General features: G+C 66.6%; 14 protein-coding genes. 9 read left to right on the top strand and 5 right to left on the bottom strand.

The window, feature by feature from the left end:
• Positions 1–57: 57 nt before the first annotated feature.
• Both J5M67_RS02475 and J5M67_RS02470 read left to right on the top strand, forming a co-directional pair.
• Positions 58–2,061 (top strand): U32 family peptidase, encoded by a 2,004-nt coding sequence (locus tag J5M67_RS02475; RefSeq protein ID WP_207882969.1) that lies wholly within the window; start codon positions 58–60, stop codon positions 2,059–2,061.
• A gap of 130 nt (positions 2,062–2,191) precedes the next feature.
• Positions 2,192–2,593: a hypothetical protein gene (locus J5M67_RS02470; RefSeq protein WP_207882967.1), complete on the top strand. Its 402-nt coding sequence runs from the start codon at positions 2,192–2,194 to the stop codon at positions 2,591–2,593.
• Between the two features lie 194 nt (positions 2,594–2,787).
• Here the strand turns inward: J5M67_RS02470 and J5M67_RS02465 are convergent, their stop codons facing one another.
• Entirely contained in the window at positions 2,788–3,402 is a 615-nt protein-coding gene (locus tag J5M67_RS02465; RefSeq protein ID WP_207882965.1) for an FMN-binding negative transcriptional regulator, read from the bottom strand.
• A 201-nt stretch (positions 3,403–3,603) separates the two neighbouring features.
• On the opposite strand from J5M67_RS02465, the gene J5M67_RS02460 reads away from it, so the two are divergent.
• From J5M67_RS02460 to J5M67_RS02430, 7 genes are all read left to right on the top strand, one after another.
• Positions 3,604–4,797 carry a GGDEF domain-containing protein gene (locus J5M67_RS02460; protein WP_207882963.1) on the top strand — a complete coding sequence of 398 codons (1,194 nt, stop codon included), beginning with the start codon at positions 3,604–3,606 and terminating at the stop codon, positions 4,795–4,797.
• Positions 4,798–4,880: 83 nt separating this feature from the next.
• On the top strand, positions 4,881–6,404 hold the full coding sequence (locus J5M67_RS02455; RefSeq protein ID WP_207882961.1) for a sensor domain-containing diguanylate cyclase: 1,524 nt from the start codon (positions 4,881–4,883) through the stop codon (positions 6,402–6,404).
• A complete protein-coding gene (locus J5M67_RS02450) occupies positions 6,401–7,165 on the top strand; it encodes an NAD-dependent deacylase (protein ID WP_207882960.1) in 765 nt (254 codons plus the stop codon). The genes J5M67_RS02455 and J5M67_RS02450 overlap by 4 nt, the downstream gene beginning before the upstream one ends.
• Before the next feature lie 446 nt (positions 7,166–7,611).
• Positions 7,612–8,202: a flavodoxin family protein gene (locus J5M67_RS02445; protein WP_207882959.1), complete on the top strand. Its 591-nt coding sequence runs from the start codon at positions 7,612–7,614 to the stop codon at positions 8,200–8,202.
• Positions 8,199–8,429, top strand: coding sequence for a DUF2798 domain-containing protein (locus tag J5M67_RS02440; RefSeq protein WP_207882958.1), 231 nt, complete (start codon positions 8,199–8,201; stop codon positions 8,427–8,429). Before J5M67_RS02445 ends, J5M67_RS02440 begins: the two co-directional genes overlap by 4 nt.
• A 139-nt stretch (positions 8,430–8,568) precedes the next feature.
• Positions 8,569–9,609 (top strand): alpha/beta fold hydrolase, encoded by a 1,041-nt coding sequence (locus J5M67_RS02435; protein ID WP_207882956.1) that lies wholly within the window; start codon positions 8,569–8,571, stop codon positions 9,607–9,609.
• Positions 9,610–9,707: 98 nt separating this feature from the next.
• Entirely contained in the window at positions 9,708–10,019 is a 312-nt protein-coding gene (locus J5M67_RS02430) for a cupin domain-containing protein (RefSeq protein ID WP_207882954.1), read from the top strand.
• A 58-nt stretch (positions 10,020–10,077) separates the two neighbouring features.
• On the opposite strand, the gene J5M67_RS02425 is transcribed toward J5M67_RS02430, so the two are convergent.
• The 4 genes from J5M67_RS02425 to otsB form a co-directional block, all read right to left on the bottom strand.
• On the bottom strand, positions 10,078–10,287 hold the full coding sequence (locus J5M67_RS02425; protein WP_015477564.1) for a cold-shock protein: 210 nt from the start codon (positions 10,285–10,287) through the stop codon (positions 10,078–10,080).
• Between the two features lie 535 nt (positions 10,288–10,822).
• Positions 10,823–12,235 (bottom strand): alpha,alpha-trehalose-phosphate synthase (UDP-forming), encoded by a 1,413-nt coding sequence (gene otsA / locus J5M67_RS02420; RefSeq protein ID WP_207882952.1) that lies wholly within the window; start codon positions 12,233–12,235, stop codon positions 10,823–10,825.
• On the bottom strand, positions 12,217–14,022 hold the full coding sequence (locus J5M67_RS02415) for a glycoside hydrolase family 15 protein (RefSeq protein WP_207882951.1): 1,806 nt from the start codon (positions 14,020–14,022) through the stop codon (positions 12,217–12,219). Before J5M67_RS02415 ends, otsA begins: the two co-directional genes overlap by 19 nt.
• Positions 14,019–14,795: a trehalose-phosphatase gene (otsB, locus tag J5M67_RS02410; protein WP_207882949.1), complete on the bottom strand. Its 777-nt coding sequence runs from the start codon at positions 14,793–14,795 to the stop codon at positions 14,019–14,021. The genes J5M67_RS02415 and otsB overlap by 4 nt, the downstream gene beginning before the upstream one ends.
• Between the last annotated feature and the right edge of the window lie 152 nt (positions 14,796–14,947).

Genomic DNA, 14,947 nt, shown 5'->3' with positions numbered 1-14,947 from the left:
GGCGTTTGGCCGGTACAATGCGCGATTGCCCGTGCCACGCCTGATAAAGAAGAAACCATGTCCCTGCCCAAACACCATCTGGAACTGCTCAGCCCTGCCCGCGATGTGTCCATCGCCCGCGAGGCCATCCTGCATGGCGCCGACGCCGTCTACATCGGCGGCCCGAGCTTCGGCGCGCGGCACAATGCCTGCAACGAGGTGAGCGATATCGCCCAGTTGGTGGAGTTCGCCCATCGCTACCACGCGCGGGTGTTCACCACGATCAACACCATCCTCCACGACAACGAGCTGGAGCCGGCGCGCGCGCTGATCCACCAGCTCTACGACGCCGGTGTCGATGCGCTGATCGTGCAGGACATGGGCATCATGGAGCTGGACATCCCGCCGATCGAGCTGCACGCCAGCACCCAGACCGACATCCGCACCCTGGAACGGGCGAAGTTCCTCGATCAGGCCGGCTTCTCCCAGCTGGTGCTGGCCCGTGAGCTGAACCTGCAGGAAATCCGCGCCATCGCCGACGAGACCGATGCCGCCATCGAGTTCTTCATCCACGGCGCGCTGTGCGTGGCCTTCTCCGGCCAGTGCAACATCTCCCATGCCCAGACCGGCCGCAGCGCCAACCGCGGCGACTGCTCCCAGGCCTGCCGCCTGCCCTACACGCTGAAGGATGACCAGGGCCGCGTGGTGGCCTTCGAGAAGCACCTGCTGTCGATGAAGGACAACAACCAGAGCGCCAACCTCAGCGCCCTGGTGGACGCCGGCGTGCGCTCCTTCAAGATCGAAGGGCGCTACAAGGACATGGGCTACGTGAAGAACATCACCGCCTATTACCGCCAGCGCCTGGACGGCATCCTCGCCGAGCGCCCGGACCTGGCCCGCGCCTCCAGCGGCCGCACCGACCACTTCTTCGTACCGGACCCGGACAAGACCTTCCACCGCGGCAGCACCGACTACTTCGTCAGCGAGCGCAAGATCGACATCGGCGCCTTCGACTCGCCGACCTTCACCGGCCTGCCGGTGGGCACCGTGGAGAAAGTCGGCAAGCGCGATCTGATGGTGGTGACCAAGGACCCGCTGTCCAATGGCGACGGCCTCAACGTGCTGGTGAAGCGCGAAGTGGTCGGCTTCCGCGCCAACATCGCCGAACCTAAAGGCGAGTTCGAGGAAGACGGCGAGAAGCGCTACCGCTACCGCGTCGAGCCCAACGAGATGCCCGAAGGCCTCTACCGCCTGCGCCCGAACCACCCGCTGTCGCGCAACCTCGACCACAACTGGCAGCAGGCGCTGCTCAAGACCTCCGCCGAGCGTCGCGTCGGCCTGTCGTGGGTCGCCAGGCTGCGCGAGGAACGCCTGGAACTGACCGCCACCAGCGAGGAAGGCGTCAGCGCCAGCGTCACCCTGGACGGCCCGTTCGGCGTCGCCAACAAACCGGAACAGGCGCTGGACCAGCTGCACGACCTGCTCGGCCAGCTGGGCACCACCCAGTACCACGCCGACAGCATCGAGCTGGACGCCCCGCAGGCGTTCTTCATCCCCAACTCCCAGCTCAAGGCCCTGCGCCGCGAGGCCATCGACGCGCTCACCGAAGCCCGCGTGCAGGCCCACCCGCGCGGTGGCCGCAAGGCCGAGACCAGCCCGCCGCCGGTGTACCCGGAGTCGCACCTGTCGTTCCTGTACAACGTGTACAACGAGAAGGCCCGCGCGTTCTACCACCGCCACGGCGTGCAGCTGATCGACGCCGCCTACGAGGCCCACGAAGAGACGGGCGAAGTGCCGGTGATGATCACCAAGCACTGCCTGCGCTTCTCCTTCAACCTGTGCCCGAAACAGGCCAAGGGCGTCACCGGCGTGCGCACCAAGGTGCAGCCGATGCAGCTGATCCACGGCGACGAAGTGCTGACCCTGAAGTTCGACTGCAAGCCGTGCGAGATGCATGTGATCGGCAAGATCAAGGGCCACATCCTCGGCCTGCCGCAGCCGGGCAGCGAAGGCGTGAGCAACATCGTCGGGCAGATCAGCCCGGAAGACCTGCTCAAGACCATTCGCAAGCCGGCACATTAAGTCCGCCGGTCACTCACCCTGTAGGAGCGAGCTTGCTCGCGAACCGCCCTGCGCCGGAGCCGCCGGGAAATTCGTTCGCGAGCAAGCTCGCTCCTACAACAAGCCCCGATCCCCCGCTATGATCGGGAACATGACCTCCACACCCCCGCTTCGCCAGCAATGCCCACCCGGTGCCTGCGACTGCCACCGCGAGCGGCTGCTGGAGAATCCCAATGCGGACCTGCGCATCCTGCTGCTGACCCGGCACGAGGAGCAGCGCCTGCTGGAGCGCCTGGAAAACCTCAAGGACCTGGCCGACCTGCAGCGCATGCAGCACAAGCTTTTCGAGCAGCTCGGCATCCGTCTGCACATCGCCCCCGGCTTCAATGAAGTACGGACCGTGCGCGGCATCGAATTCGACTTCGACGAACAGCCCGGCCTCTGCCGCAAGACCCGCCAGGCCATCCCGGCTGCGATCCGCCGGAGCATGGAGAAGAACCCGGAAATCGCCTGGCGCCTGCTGGATTCCCACGACCTGTTGGGCGGGCTATAGCACCCTCCGCGCTGATCGCGGGCGTGGCCCGCTCCTACAAACCACCCGTGAGCGTAGGAACGGACTCCGTCCGCGATTGGCCCCAGTCCACGCCGATGCGACGAATAGCTGCCAATGCGCTGCCGTAGGAGCGGCGCCTCTCCGCGATCCGACCATGAAGGTTACCTGGAAGCAATCGCGGACTCCGTCCGCTCCTACACCGATCGCATCGCCCCGCCCAGCTCCACGCTGCCGCGCTGTTCCAGCTCCCCGGCAGCCCCCAGCCGATCCCGGTCCTCCTTGTTCTGGCTGAGCTTGGACTTGCCGACGATCTCGCTGATCTCCACCTCGATGCCGACGATGTTCGCCAGCATTCCACTGATGAACTCCGGCGTGGAATCGCTCATCTTCCACGGCCGCTCCTCGCCCGCCTCGTGGGTACGGGTCAGACGCCCGACCACGCCGCGCACGAAACGCTCTTCGTCCATCACCTTCAGGCGGCCGCGCACATGCACCGCCTGGTAGTTCCAGGTCGGCACCTGGCGATGCGCCTCGTGCTTGCTCGGGTACCAGTTGGGCGAGACGTAGGCGTGGTCACCGCGGAAGATCACCAGCACCTCTTCGCCATCGGCCTCCTGCCATACCGGGTTGTTGCGCGCGACGTGGGCACGCAGCAGGGGCCTGTCGCCCTCCGGCAGCAGTTCGAAAGGCAGGTGGTTGGCGTCCAGCACGCCGGCATGAGCGGTCACCAGAATGCCCAGCGGATGCTCGCGGATCAGCCGGTGCAGCTCGTCAGGACGGTTTTCCTCAAAGTGTGCGGGTACGTACATGCTGGCCTCGAAATCAGGGGATGGCGCCATCATGCCGATGCATTGGCACCGCATAAAGATCCATTAGCGGCACAGGTGAAAGATCCAATCCAGCCCCGCGCTCGCCCCGCTGTATACCAACCTGCTGGACGGCGCTCGAACCGCCCCCTACTCTAGCCACTGGCCAGCATTCGCCAGGACGGCAGACACAGGCTCCCCCCGATGACCCTACCCGAGTTTTCCGCCGAGCCTTCCCGGCAGTCCCAGGGCAAGATGCCGCCCAGCCTGCGCGTCGCCTACAAGGCCTATGTCATCCGGCATTACCGGCGCTTCCTGCTGGCGATCAACTTCATCGCCATGGCGGCCTACGATTCCTACGTGCTGGCCGACGCCCTGCTGATCCCGGACATGGCAAAGGAATCGCTGCTGCTGCGCACCGGCCTGAGCCTTATCGGCCTGCTCAACATCTTCCTGGTGTTCCGCTTCAGCCGCAGCGTTCTGCTGATGGACCTGCTGATGCCGGTGCACGACATCATCTCCACCCTCGCCTGGTTCGAACTGCTCAAGCGCAGCGCCTCGCCCGACGTGCCCTTCTTCCTCTATGCCTCGGTGGTGTTCATCCTCCTCGGCAACCTCGGGGTGCGCTATTCGTTCAGGGGCATTGCCCTGATCTCGGCGATCATCTCGACGATCATTCTCTATAACGTCTGGCTGATCCATGACGGCGCGACCAAGCCCGTGCTGATCTTCACCCTGGTCTACCTGCCGGTGGCGCTGTTCAGCCTGTTCATCAGCTGGACCAATATCCGCGGCGTGCGCGAGGCCTTCCTCGCCGACCAGGAAGAGCGCCGCCAGCGCGCCGAACTGGCCTCGCTCAACCTGCGTCTTCAGGAGCTGGCCAGCACCGACGCGCTGACCGGCGTCGGCAACCGCCGCGCCCTGGACGCCCAGCTCAAGACCAGCTGGGACGGCATGCGCGCCCACGGCCGACCCTTCGCCCTGCTGCTGGTGGATATCGATTACTTCAAACCCTACAACGACCACTACGGCCACCAGAGCGGCGACCGCTGCCTGTGCAGGGTCGCCGAATCCCTGGTCGGCAGCCTGCGCGGCGGCCGCGCCAGCGTCTATCGTTATGGCGGCGAGGAGTTCGTCGTACTGCTTGAAACCGGCAGCGTCGACGATCTGCGCCGTGTGGCCGAACGCCTGCGCGAGCAGGTGGCCAGCCTGAACATCGAACACCAGCACCGACCCGACGACCTGCGCTACCTCACCATCAGCCTCGGGGCGGCGCTGGCCAGCGAAGAGGGCCTGAACGAGCCGCTCGACCTGCTTGCGCGGTGCGACCAGCACCTTTACTGCGCCAAGCAGGACGGGCGCAACCGCGTGCAACTCAGTGGCCCGCCGACGGTTTGACTGCACAACGTAACCCGGCGCGCCCAGCCGGCGTCTCTCTGCCGGGTGGCAGACGCCACCGCTACTGACTCAATGAGGCCCGATTGAAACGCGACATCCGCCTTGCCGTACTCCTGCTGACGGTCATCAGCCTGACCGTGGCAATGGCCACCGCCTGGGAGCTGTGGGCCGCCCGAGAACGCACCCTCGCCAAGGCCTACACCCACAACCTCAACCTGACCCAGGCGCTGGACACCTACGTCGAAGGCATCATCACCCAGAGCTCCATGCTGCTCCTGGGCCTGGCCGAGCGCCTGGAAACCGATGGCACCACCCCCGCTCAACTGGAGCGTCTGCGCCACCTGGCTCAGCGCCAGCAATCGCTGCTCAATCAGCTCGATGGCATCGTCATCTACGACGCCAACGGCAACTGGCTGATGGTCTCCAATGGCAATGTTCCAGCCGGTGCCACCAGCGCCGACCGCTCCTTCTTCATTCACCATCGTGACAACCCATCTACCGACGCCTACATCGGCGAACCGATCCGCAGCCGCTCCAGCGGCAAGTGGGTGATCACCGTCAGCCGCCGCTACAACCATCCCGACGGCCGCTTCGCCGGCGTCATCTCCGCCACCCTGGGCGTGGAGAACTTCCTCCAGCTGTTCGGCAAGATCGACATCGGCCAGCACGGCGCCATCGGCGTCACCACCAGCAACGGCCAGGTGCTGGTGCGCTACCCGTTCCGCCAGGCCGATATGGGCCGCGTGCTGTCACGCTCGCCGATCTTCACCGGCTACCTCGACCACGCCATGGTCGGCACCGCCTCCTTCAACTCCTCGCTGGACGGCATCGAGCGCATCTACGCCTTCCGCAAGAACGAGCGCTATCCGCTGGTGACCGCAGTCGCCCTGGGCAAGGACGAAGCCCTGGCCTCCTGGCGCGCCGACGCCGTGCGCACGGTGGCCATCGCAGTCGGCCTGCTGTTGGTGATCGTCATCATCGGCATCCTGATGATCCTCGCGATCCAGCGCCGCATCCGCACCGAAGGCCTGCTGGTGGCCGCCCGCGAAGAACTGCTCAAGGCCAACCACCAGCTCGAAGTGCTGGCCTCGCGCGACCCGCTCACGGGCCTGCAGAACCGCCGTAGCTTCGACGACCGCCTCACCGCCGAACTGCGCCGCGCCTACCGCGAACAGAGCCCGCTGAGCCTGCTGCTGATCGACGTCGACTATTTCAAGCGCTTCAACGACACCTACGGCCACCCCGCCGGCGACGACTGCCTGCGCAACATCGGCCAACTGCTGGCCGACAGCGTACGGCGCCCCGGCGACCTGGCGGCGCGCTATGGCGGCGAAGAGCTTGCGGTGATCCTGCCCAACACCGACAACGCCGGGGCGCAGGCCGTGGCCGAGCAGTTCCTGCAGCACCTCTGGCAGAGCAACCTGACCCACGTTGGCAGCCCGTTCGGCCGGGTAACCGCCAGCATCGGCATCGCCACTCTCCCGGCAGGTTCGGACGCCCCCGCCGCTGCCCTGATCGGCACCGCCGACCAGGCCCTGTACCGCGCCAAGGGTGCTGGCCGCAACCGACTGGACAATGCCTCCAGCCTTTCCGGAAGCGCGCCATGACCTTCGAACCCGCCCTGCTCGAAGCCCTGCGCGATGCCTGTCATGTCGTGGTCTTCACCGGTGCCGGGGTTTCCGCCGAAAGCGGCATCCCCACCTTCCGCGACCGGCTCACCGGCCTCTGGGCGCGCTTCGAGCCGTCCCGGCTGGCCACCGCCGACGCCTTCCGCGCCGACCCGTCGCTGATCTGGGGCTGGTACCAGTGGCGCCGCAGCCTCGTACACCGCGCCCGGCCCAATCCCGCTCACCTGGCTATCGCCGCGCTGGCCGGCAAGGTGCCGAAGCTCACGCTGATCACTCAGAACGTCGACGATCTCCACGAGCGCGCCGGCAGCCACGACGTCATCCACCTCCACGGCCAGCTCGAACGCCCACGCTGCTTCACCTGCCAGCGCGAGCCGGACGAGCCACTGCCGATCCCGGACGAGCCCGAAGCCGGCCGCCACGTCACCCCGCCCGCCTGCGCCCATTGCGGCGCTCCGCTACGCCCCGGCGTGGTGTGGTTCGGCGAAGGCCTGCCGATGAACGCCATGACCCACGCCTTCGAAGCCGCCGAAAACTGCGACCTGCTGATCTCAGTAGGCACCTCGGGCGTGGTCTACCCGGCAGCGGAAATCCCCCAGGTCGCCTGGCGCGCCGGCGCCACGCTGCTGCACATCAACCCGACGCCGGGACCGCTGCACGGCGAACGCGACTTCGCCCTCGCCAGCGCGGCGGGTGTGGCCTTGCCGGCGCTGGTCGAGGCCGCATTCGCCGAGCACTGATCCAGTTCGTAGGGCGCATAACCCGGAACGGGTTATCCGCCGCCAGAAGCGCTTCTCAGCCTGCAAGGCCTATGCAAAGGCTGGCCAGCGCGTAGGGCGTATAACGTTCGACGTTATACGCCGTTTGACCTTAGCTCCCGAACGCTCCGGAGCTGGTCACGGAGCTGCCGCGTTACAGCACTCCGAATTCAGCCATACGCCGACAATGAGTACGGTACAGCGGCGTACAACCGCGAACGGTTGTACGCCCTACACATGGGCAAACCTTTGCCCAACGCGCTCCTCGGCCCTACGAAAACTGCTTTTCCAGGAGCCATTTCACCGCGCCTGCCCCTCCCATGGGATCCCCCTTGACCTCAAGTTCACTTGAACTCGTAGGGTTACACCAAGCCCGCTCCGAGCACACCGGACGCGCCCTTCCCCTTGCGTGAACCCACGGAGAAACCATGAAGACCCTCGCCATCCTCTACCACAGCGCCAGCGGCCGCACCGAGCGGATCGCCCAGACCATCGCCAGCGGCGCCAGCCTCGTGCCCGGCTGCAACGTGCACCTGCTCAAGGCCCAGGACCTGATCGAACGCCCCGACGCCCTGCTCGCCTATCACGGCCTGATCCTCGGCTCCCCCACCTACCTGGGCGGCGTCTCAGCGCCGATGAAGGCCCTGATGGACGCCACCGGCCCGCTCTGGCGCCAGCAGAAACTGCGCGGCCGCCTCGCCGCCGGCTTCACCGTCTCGGCGCTGCCGGCCGGCGACAAGCAGTCCACACTGATCTCGCTGTTCACCTTCTGCATGCAGCACGGCATGCTCTGGGCCGGCAATCCGATCCTTCCCGAGCAGCACCTGGGCGTGCCCTACGACGAAGCCGCCAACCGCCTCGGCTCCTGGTCCGGGCTGATGGCCCAGGCCGACAAGACCGCCCAGGACTTCGCCCCCGGCGACCTGAAGACCGCGCGCATGTTCGGCCAGCACTTCGCCGAAACCCTCGCCCGCCTGCACCAACCGCAGATGGAAGCTGCGCAGGAGGCTCACGCATGATCGCCCGCCGCTACAGCCCACTGCTGTTCGCACTGATCCTCTCCGGCGTGATGACCCTGCTGGTCTCCGGCCTTTCCACCTTCCGCGCCGTCGGCCTCGTCCCCGACCTCACCCAGCTCTGGCTGGGCGCCTGGCTCAGCAGCTGGTGCATCGCATTCCCGCTGGTGCTGGTCATCGCCCCGCTGACACGGCGGCTGGTGGAGAAGCTGGTTCAGCCCAGTCCGTAGGATGGCGTGGAGCGCAGCGATACCCATCATCTCCAGTCGCAACGACAGAGGACGGCACCGGGCGTAAGGATCACGGATTGCGCCCGCTTCCGCCTGCTCGCCTACGCTTATCCGGGCCCACTCCAACCCGGGGATTATCATGTCGGAGCACTTCGATAGCAGCCGCCGCCACCTGATGCGCCTGGCTGCCGTAGCACTGGCCGCGTCGCAACTGCCCAACGTGGCGCAGGCCACCAGCGAACCGAGCAAGACCGCGCCGCCGGCAAAGGCCGGCGGGCATACCCGATTCAAGGCGCTCAAACAGATCGACGCCGGCCTGCTCAGAGTCGGCTACGCCGAGGATGGCCCAGCGGAGGGGCCGGTGGTCATCCTGCTGCACGGCTGGCCCTACGACATCTATAGCTTCGTCGATGTGGCCCCGGCGTTGGCGGCCCACGGATTCCGGGTCATAGTGCCCTGGCTGCGCGGCTACGGCAGCACGCGCTTCCTCTCCGACAAGACCCTGCGCAACGGACAGCCGGCGGCGGTGGCCAGCGACATCATCGCTCTGATGGATGCGCTGAAGATCGACAAGTCGGTGCTCGCCGGCTTCGACTGGGGCGCGCGCACTGCCGACATCATCGCCGCCCTCTGGCCGGAGCGCTGCAAGGCACTGGTGGCCGTGAGCGGCTACCTGATCGGCAACCAGCAGGCCGGCAAACAGCCCTTGCCACCGGAAGCCGAATTCCTCTGGTGGTACCAGTTCTACTTCGCCACCGAACGCGGCGCGGCCGGCTACGCGAAGAACACCCACGACTTCACCCGACTCATCTGGAAACAGGCCTCACCGAAGTGGAACTTCGACGACGCCACCTTCGAGCGCAGCGCCAAGGCCTTCGAAAACCCCGACCACGTCGCCATCACGCTGCACAACTACCGCTGGCGTCTGGCTCTGGCCGAGGGCGAGCCGCAGTACGACGAACTGGAACAGAGACTCGCCAAGGCCCCACCCATCGGCGTGCCCACCATCACCCTGGAAGGCGACGCCAACGGCGCCTTCCACCCGCCACCCAAGGTCTATGCAGCGAAGTTCACCGGCAAGTACGAGCACCGGACACTGGCCGGAGGGATCGGGCACAACCTGCCTCAGGAGGCACCGGAGGCGTTCGTAAGCGCAGTGGTGGATGTGGCGAAGTGGTAATTCAGACTGACCCCGTCGCCTGCGCGGGGTCGTCGTGGTGTAACGTCTTGCGGTCCATTCACGTAGCATCGGCAAACACCTGCCGGAGACCCGAGACCTTGAAAATCATCCGTGGCAAGCAATTCACGGCGAGCCGTCCCTGGGGCGCGCAGGATATCGCCAACATGAACGGCATCACCACCCGCCTGCACTGGACCGACCAGCCGTACAAATGGCACGTCAACGACGGTGAGGAGGTGTTCGCGGTGCTCGACGGCCGGGTGGAGATGCATTACCGCGATGCGGAGGGCGAGCATCGGGTCATGCTGGAAACAGGGGATATCTTCTACGCCTCGATCGGCACCGAGCATGTGGCCCACCCGCAAGGCGAGGCGCGCATTCTGGTGATCGAGAGCGAGGGCAGTGTCTGACTGCCGCAGAAATGAAAAAGCCCCGCGAATGCGGGGCTTTTTCGACAAGTGGCGTCGATTAGACGGCGCGAACTTGCTCAGCCTGCGGGCCTTTCTGGCCGGCGGTCACGATGAAGCTGACCTTCTGGCCTTCGTCGAGGGACTTGTAGCCGTTGCCTTCGATTTGACGGAAGTGAACGAATACGTCCGGGCCGCTTTCCGGGGTGATGAAGCCGAAGCCCTTCTCAGCGTTGAACCACTTGACGGTGCCGTTTTGACGATCGGACATGATGTTGTCTCCAGATGTAGATTGCTAAGGGCCAGCCGAATTGCCGACCGGCCATGAGCTGAATGCGTAGTGAAGAGGTGCCGAGGAGATGGAACATCGTGTAGACAGAACATCAAGTCGCGGCGCTTTACCGGGCAGGCAGCGGGAGCAGAATACATGGGACGTAGGGAATTGGTAGTTTTTTTTCACGTCGGTGAGGGGAATTGACGGGCGGTCGAGGGTTCGGAGCGGGGGTCGGGTAGGCGCAAAGGCCCGATTTACGGGCCTTTCAGCCCGTCGGGCAGGTGAATTTTCGATTGTTCAATCGGAGCGGCTTGCCCCGTGCAAAACGCCGCTTTCGTCGGCGCGGACTCGGTCCGCGGTGTTTTTCGTAGGGCGGATAGCGCCTCAAGCGTTATCCGCCCTACGTAGAGCACGAGCATCGCGGACGGAGTCCGCTCCTACGGATACATGCGGCTCTTGCGTAGGAGCGGACTCCGTCCGCGATCAGCCTCGGTTCGTGAGCAAGCTCGCTCCTGCGAAGAGCAACCCTGCCTCAATGCCCGAGGTAATGGTTCGACAACCAGTTCAATGCCCTCCCCGGCCGGGTCAGCGCGTCGATGAAGCTCGGCCCCCAGAACCTGATGTCATTGGCCTGCAGCACCGCGTACATGTCGCGATGGCGCGCCCGGCGCTCGTTCAGCGGCATATGCAGGGCGGTGTTGATGGCGTCGGCCAGGGCGTCGCGGTCGTGGGGGTTGATGATCAGCGCGCCGCCCAGCTCGGCGGCGGCGCCGGCGAACTGGGAGAGGATGAGCACGCCGGGGTCGTCCGGGTCCTGGGCGGCGACGAATTCCTTGGCCACCAGGTTCATGCCGTCACGCAGGGGCGTCACCAGGCCGATGCGGGCGTGACGCATGACCATGGCGATGTCCTCGCGGCGGTGGTTGCGCGCCACGTAGCGCAGCGGGACCCAGGACACGGCGCCAAAACGCCCGTTGATATGCCCGACCCGCGCGCTGACGGCGGCGTCGATGTCGGCGTATTCGGGGATGTCCTGGCGGCTGCCGGGAGATATCTGCAGGCAGGTCACGCGATTGCGCCACTCCGGGTAGCGCTCCAGGAAGCGCTCGTAGCCGTCCAGGCGGTTGACGATGCCCTTGGAGTAGTCGAGGCGGTCCACGCCGACCATCAGCGCGCGGCCGCCCAGGCTTTCGCGCAGGTCATCGGCGGCCGGGCTCTGCGAGGCGTCCTCGGCCAGCTTGCGGAAGCCGTCGGCGTCTACCCCCACCGGGAACACGCCGACGCGGAAGTGCTGGTCCTCCAGGTGGTAGCGGCGGCCGTCGGGCGTGGCGGCGCCGACCACGCGGGTCAGGTAGCGGGCGAAGTTGCTGGCGTCGTTCTCGGTCTGGAAGCCGATCAGGTTGTATTCAGTGAGCGCGCGGATCAGCTCGGCATGGTGCGGCATCGCGGTGAGCAGGTCCGCCGGCGGCATGGGGATGTGCAGGAAGAAGCCGATGCGGTTGGCGTGGCCGCGGGCGCGCAGGGCCAGGGCGAGCGGGATGAGGTGGTAGTCGTGCACCCAGAGCACGTCGTCCGGCTCCAGCAGCGGGCTCAGGCGCTCGGCGAAGAATTCGTTGACCCGCCGGTAACCGCCGAAGTCCGCCTCGCTGAACTCGGCGAGGTCGACCCGGTAGTGCAGGATGGGCCAGAGCACGCGGTTGGCGAAGCCGTTGTAGTACTCGTCGAAGTCCTGCGGGTGCAGGTCGGTGAGGATGTAGGTGAGGTTGTTGCGTTCGAGGGTGGTGAGCGGGCCCGGCTCCTCGGCCACATGGCCGCTCCAGCCGAACCAGAGGCCCTCGTGCTCACGCATGGCGGCCTCGATGGCGACGGCGAGGCCGCCCGGCGCGGCCGGATGGTTTTCATCGGGCACCATCACCCGGTTGGAAATCACCACGAGGCGCGGCATAGACCTTCCTCCCAGCCGATGGAGAGGCGCATGGCCGAATTGATCAGCCCCGCCATGGAATAAGTCTGCGGGATGTTGCCCCAGAGCTCGCCGGTGTGCGGGTGCAAATCCTCGGATAACAGGCCGTAGCGGTTGCGCGCGGCGATCAGCTCCTCGAACAGGGCGCGGGCTTCGTCGCGGCGGCCGATGGCGGCGAGCGCGTCGAGGTACCAGAACTTGACCACCAGGAAGGCGGTTTCCGGTACGCCGAAGTCATCGGGCGCGGCGTAGCGCAGCAGCTGGCCGTTGACATTGAGTTCGCGGCCGATGCACTCGACGGTGGCGATGAAGCGCGGATCGTCGGCTTCGATGAGGCCCAGCTCGTTCATCAGCAGCACACTGGCGTCGAGGTCGTCATGGCCAAAGGCGCCGGTGAAGCATTGCTTCCGCTCGCTCCAGGCTTCGGCGAGGATGCGCTCGCGCAGGCGGGCGGCCTTCTCCATCCAGGCGGCGCCCTGCTCTGCCCGGCCAAGGCGGCGGGCGATGCGCCCGACGCGGTCGCAGGCGACCCAGCAGAGCAGCGCGGAATGGGTGTGGATGCGCTGGCGGCCACGGTATTCCCAGATGCCGGCGTCGGGCTCGAAGGCAGCGTGCACGGCCTTCTCGGCAAGGGATTCGAGCAGTTGCAACATGCCCTCGCTGCTGGGGCTGGGCAAGCGGTCGTCGACGAAACTCTGCAGCACCGCGAGCACCACCGAACCGAACACATCGTGCTGATTCTGCTCCACCGCCTGGTTGCCGACGCGCACCGGGGCATGGCCAAGGAAGCCGGCGAGGTCCGGCTCGTCGCGCTCGCGCAGGTCCAGGTCCAGGTCGGGGATGATGCCGTACAGCGGCTTGAGCTCGGCGTCACCGCTGGCCACGGTAGTGATGAAGTCGATGTAGCCCTCCATGGTGCGGGTGGCCCCCAGGCGATTGAGGGCGAGGATCACGAAGTAGGCGTCGCGCAGCCAGCAGTAGCGGTAGTCCCAGTTGCGCCGGGAGCCGGGCGCCTCGGGAATCGAGGTGGTGGCGGCGGCGATGATCGCGCCGGTTTCCTCGAAGTTGCACAGCTTGAGGGTGATGGCCGAGCGGATCACCACCTGCTGCCACTCGAAGGAGATCGCCAGGCCCCGCACCCAGTCGTGCCAGTGGCCCTGGGTGCGCTTGAGGAACTCGCGCACGATGTCGCCGGGGGCGTTGTCCAGCGGCTCGTCCATGCCGATCACCATGCTCACCGGGTGGCGCAGGGCGAAGCGGGTTTCATTGAGCAGGTAGGACAGCGGCGCGTCGGTGGTCAGGCGGATCGGCTCGTCGCCGTCCAGGTAGCGGATGTGGCTGGAGCCCGCCACGCTGCGGCGCGGCTTGCCGTAACCGTGGGTCGGACGCATGCGCAGGGTGACGCTGGGGAGCCCTTCCAGCGGCTCGATCAGCCGGCACAGCTGGGCCGGACGGAACACCCGGCCGTATTGCAGGAAGCGCGGCGCGAAGTCGGTGATGCGCACCACCCCGCCCCGGTCGTCGCGCAGGATGGTGGTGATGATCGCGGTGTTGCGCTGGTACTCGGACGTATGGCTGACCTGGCCGTCGAGCAGCACGTCGGCGAAGCCCTTTTCTTCGTCACCGGCCAGCAGCCGGGAGAACGCCGGGTCGCCATCGAAGTTGGGGTAGCACCACCACACCAGCCGCCCCATCGGGTTGACCAGGGCGGCCACGCGGCAGTTGCCGATCAGACCCAGTTCCAGTGCTCCGTCGTGCCGTTCAGTCATCGATGGTTTCCTCCTGCCGCCGTAATGAGTGCGGTACGAACCGCCGCCGCGTCGGCGAAGACGGCACTCGCCCCCGGCAGCGTGCGCCCGACCGAGAGTCCCAGCCCTTGCAGGCTGGGCATCAGGGCCAGGGCGGGTTGGTCGGTGATGTCGTCGCCAACGAACAGTGGGCGACGCCCGGCGAAGGCCGGGGTGGTCATCAGGCGCTGGACCGCGCCGGCCTTGTCGACGCCCTCGGCGACGATCTCGTAGACCTGCTTGCCGGCCAGCAGGCACAAGCCGGCGCCTTCCGGTGCGATGAGCAGCGCCTGCAGGGCAACCCGCAGGGCCAGCGCGCTGTCGGGCGCGGCGCGGTAATGCAGGGCGAAGCTGCTGCCCTTGTCCTCGGCCAATACGCCGGCATGGGCGCAGGCGAGTGCGTTGAGCTGTACGCGCACGCAGGCGGACAGGTCCCTGGTGGTGCGGCGCAAGGGGCTCTCGCCGGTCTCGCGCCAGTGGGCGCCGTGACCGCCGCTGGCGGGCAGGCGCAGGGGATGGAACAGCCGGTCGAGTTCATCGACCGGGCGGCCGCTGATCAGGGCCAGGGCACCGTCGAGACGCCGATGCAGCTCACTGAGCGCATCGACCAGCCCGGGCGGGACGTACACCGCGCCGGGGGTTTCGGCGATGTCCAGAAGGGTTCCGTCGACATCCAGGAACACCGCGGTCTGCGCGCACTGGCCAAGCCAGAGTTGCAGCAACGCAGTGGCTGAGACCTCGCTGAGCGGGGCCATGGCCGTGTCGACAGGTCCTCGTTGCGGGGGACGTGACATGAGCCATTTCTCCGGTTGCAGCTCGTGCCGTTGCGCCTGCGAAGCCACAACGGACGGTTGAGGGAGTCTCTGGACCGTAACACGCGAGAAACAGGGGGTCGACCGGAAATGGC

Origin of the sequence: Pseudomonas sp. 30_B, from assembly GCF_017491605.1 — a bacterium.
Lineage (GTDB): Bacteria > Pseudomonadota > Gammaproteobacteria > Pseudomonadales > Pseudomonadaceae > Pseudomonas.
The sequence above is the reverse complement of the archived record's forward strand: the minus strand, read 5'-3'. Positions and strand labels throughout refer to the sequence as shown.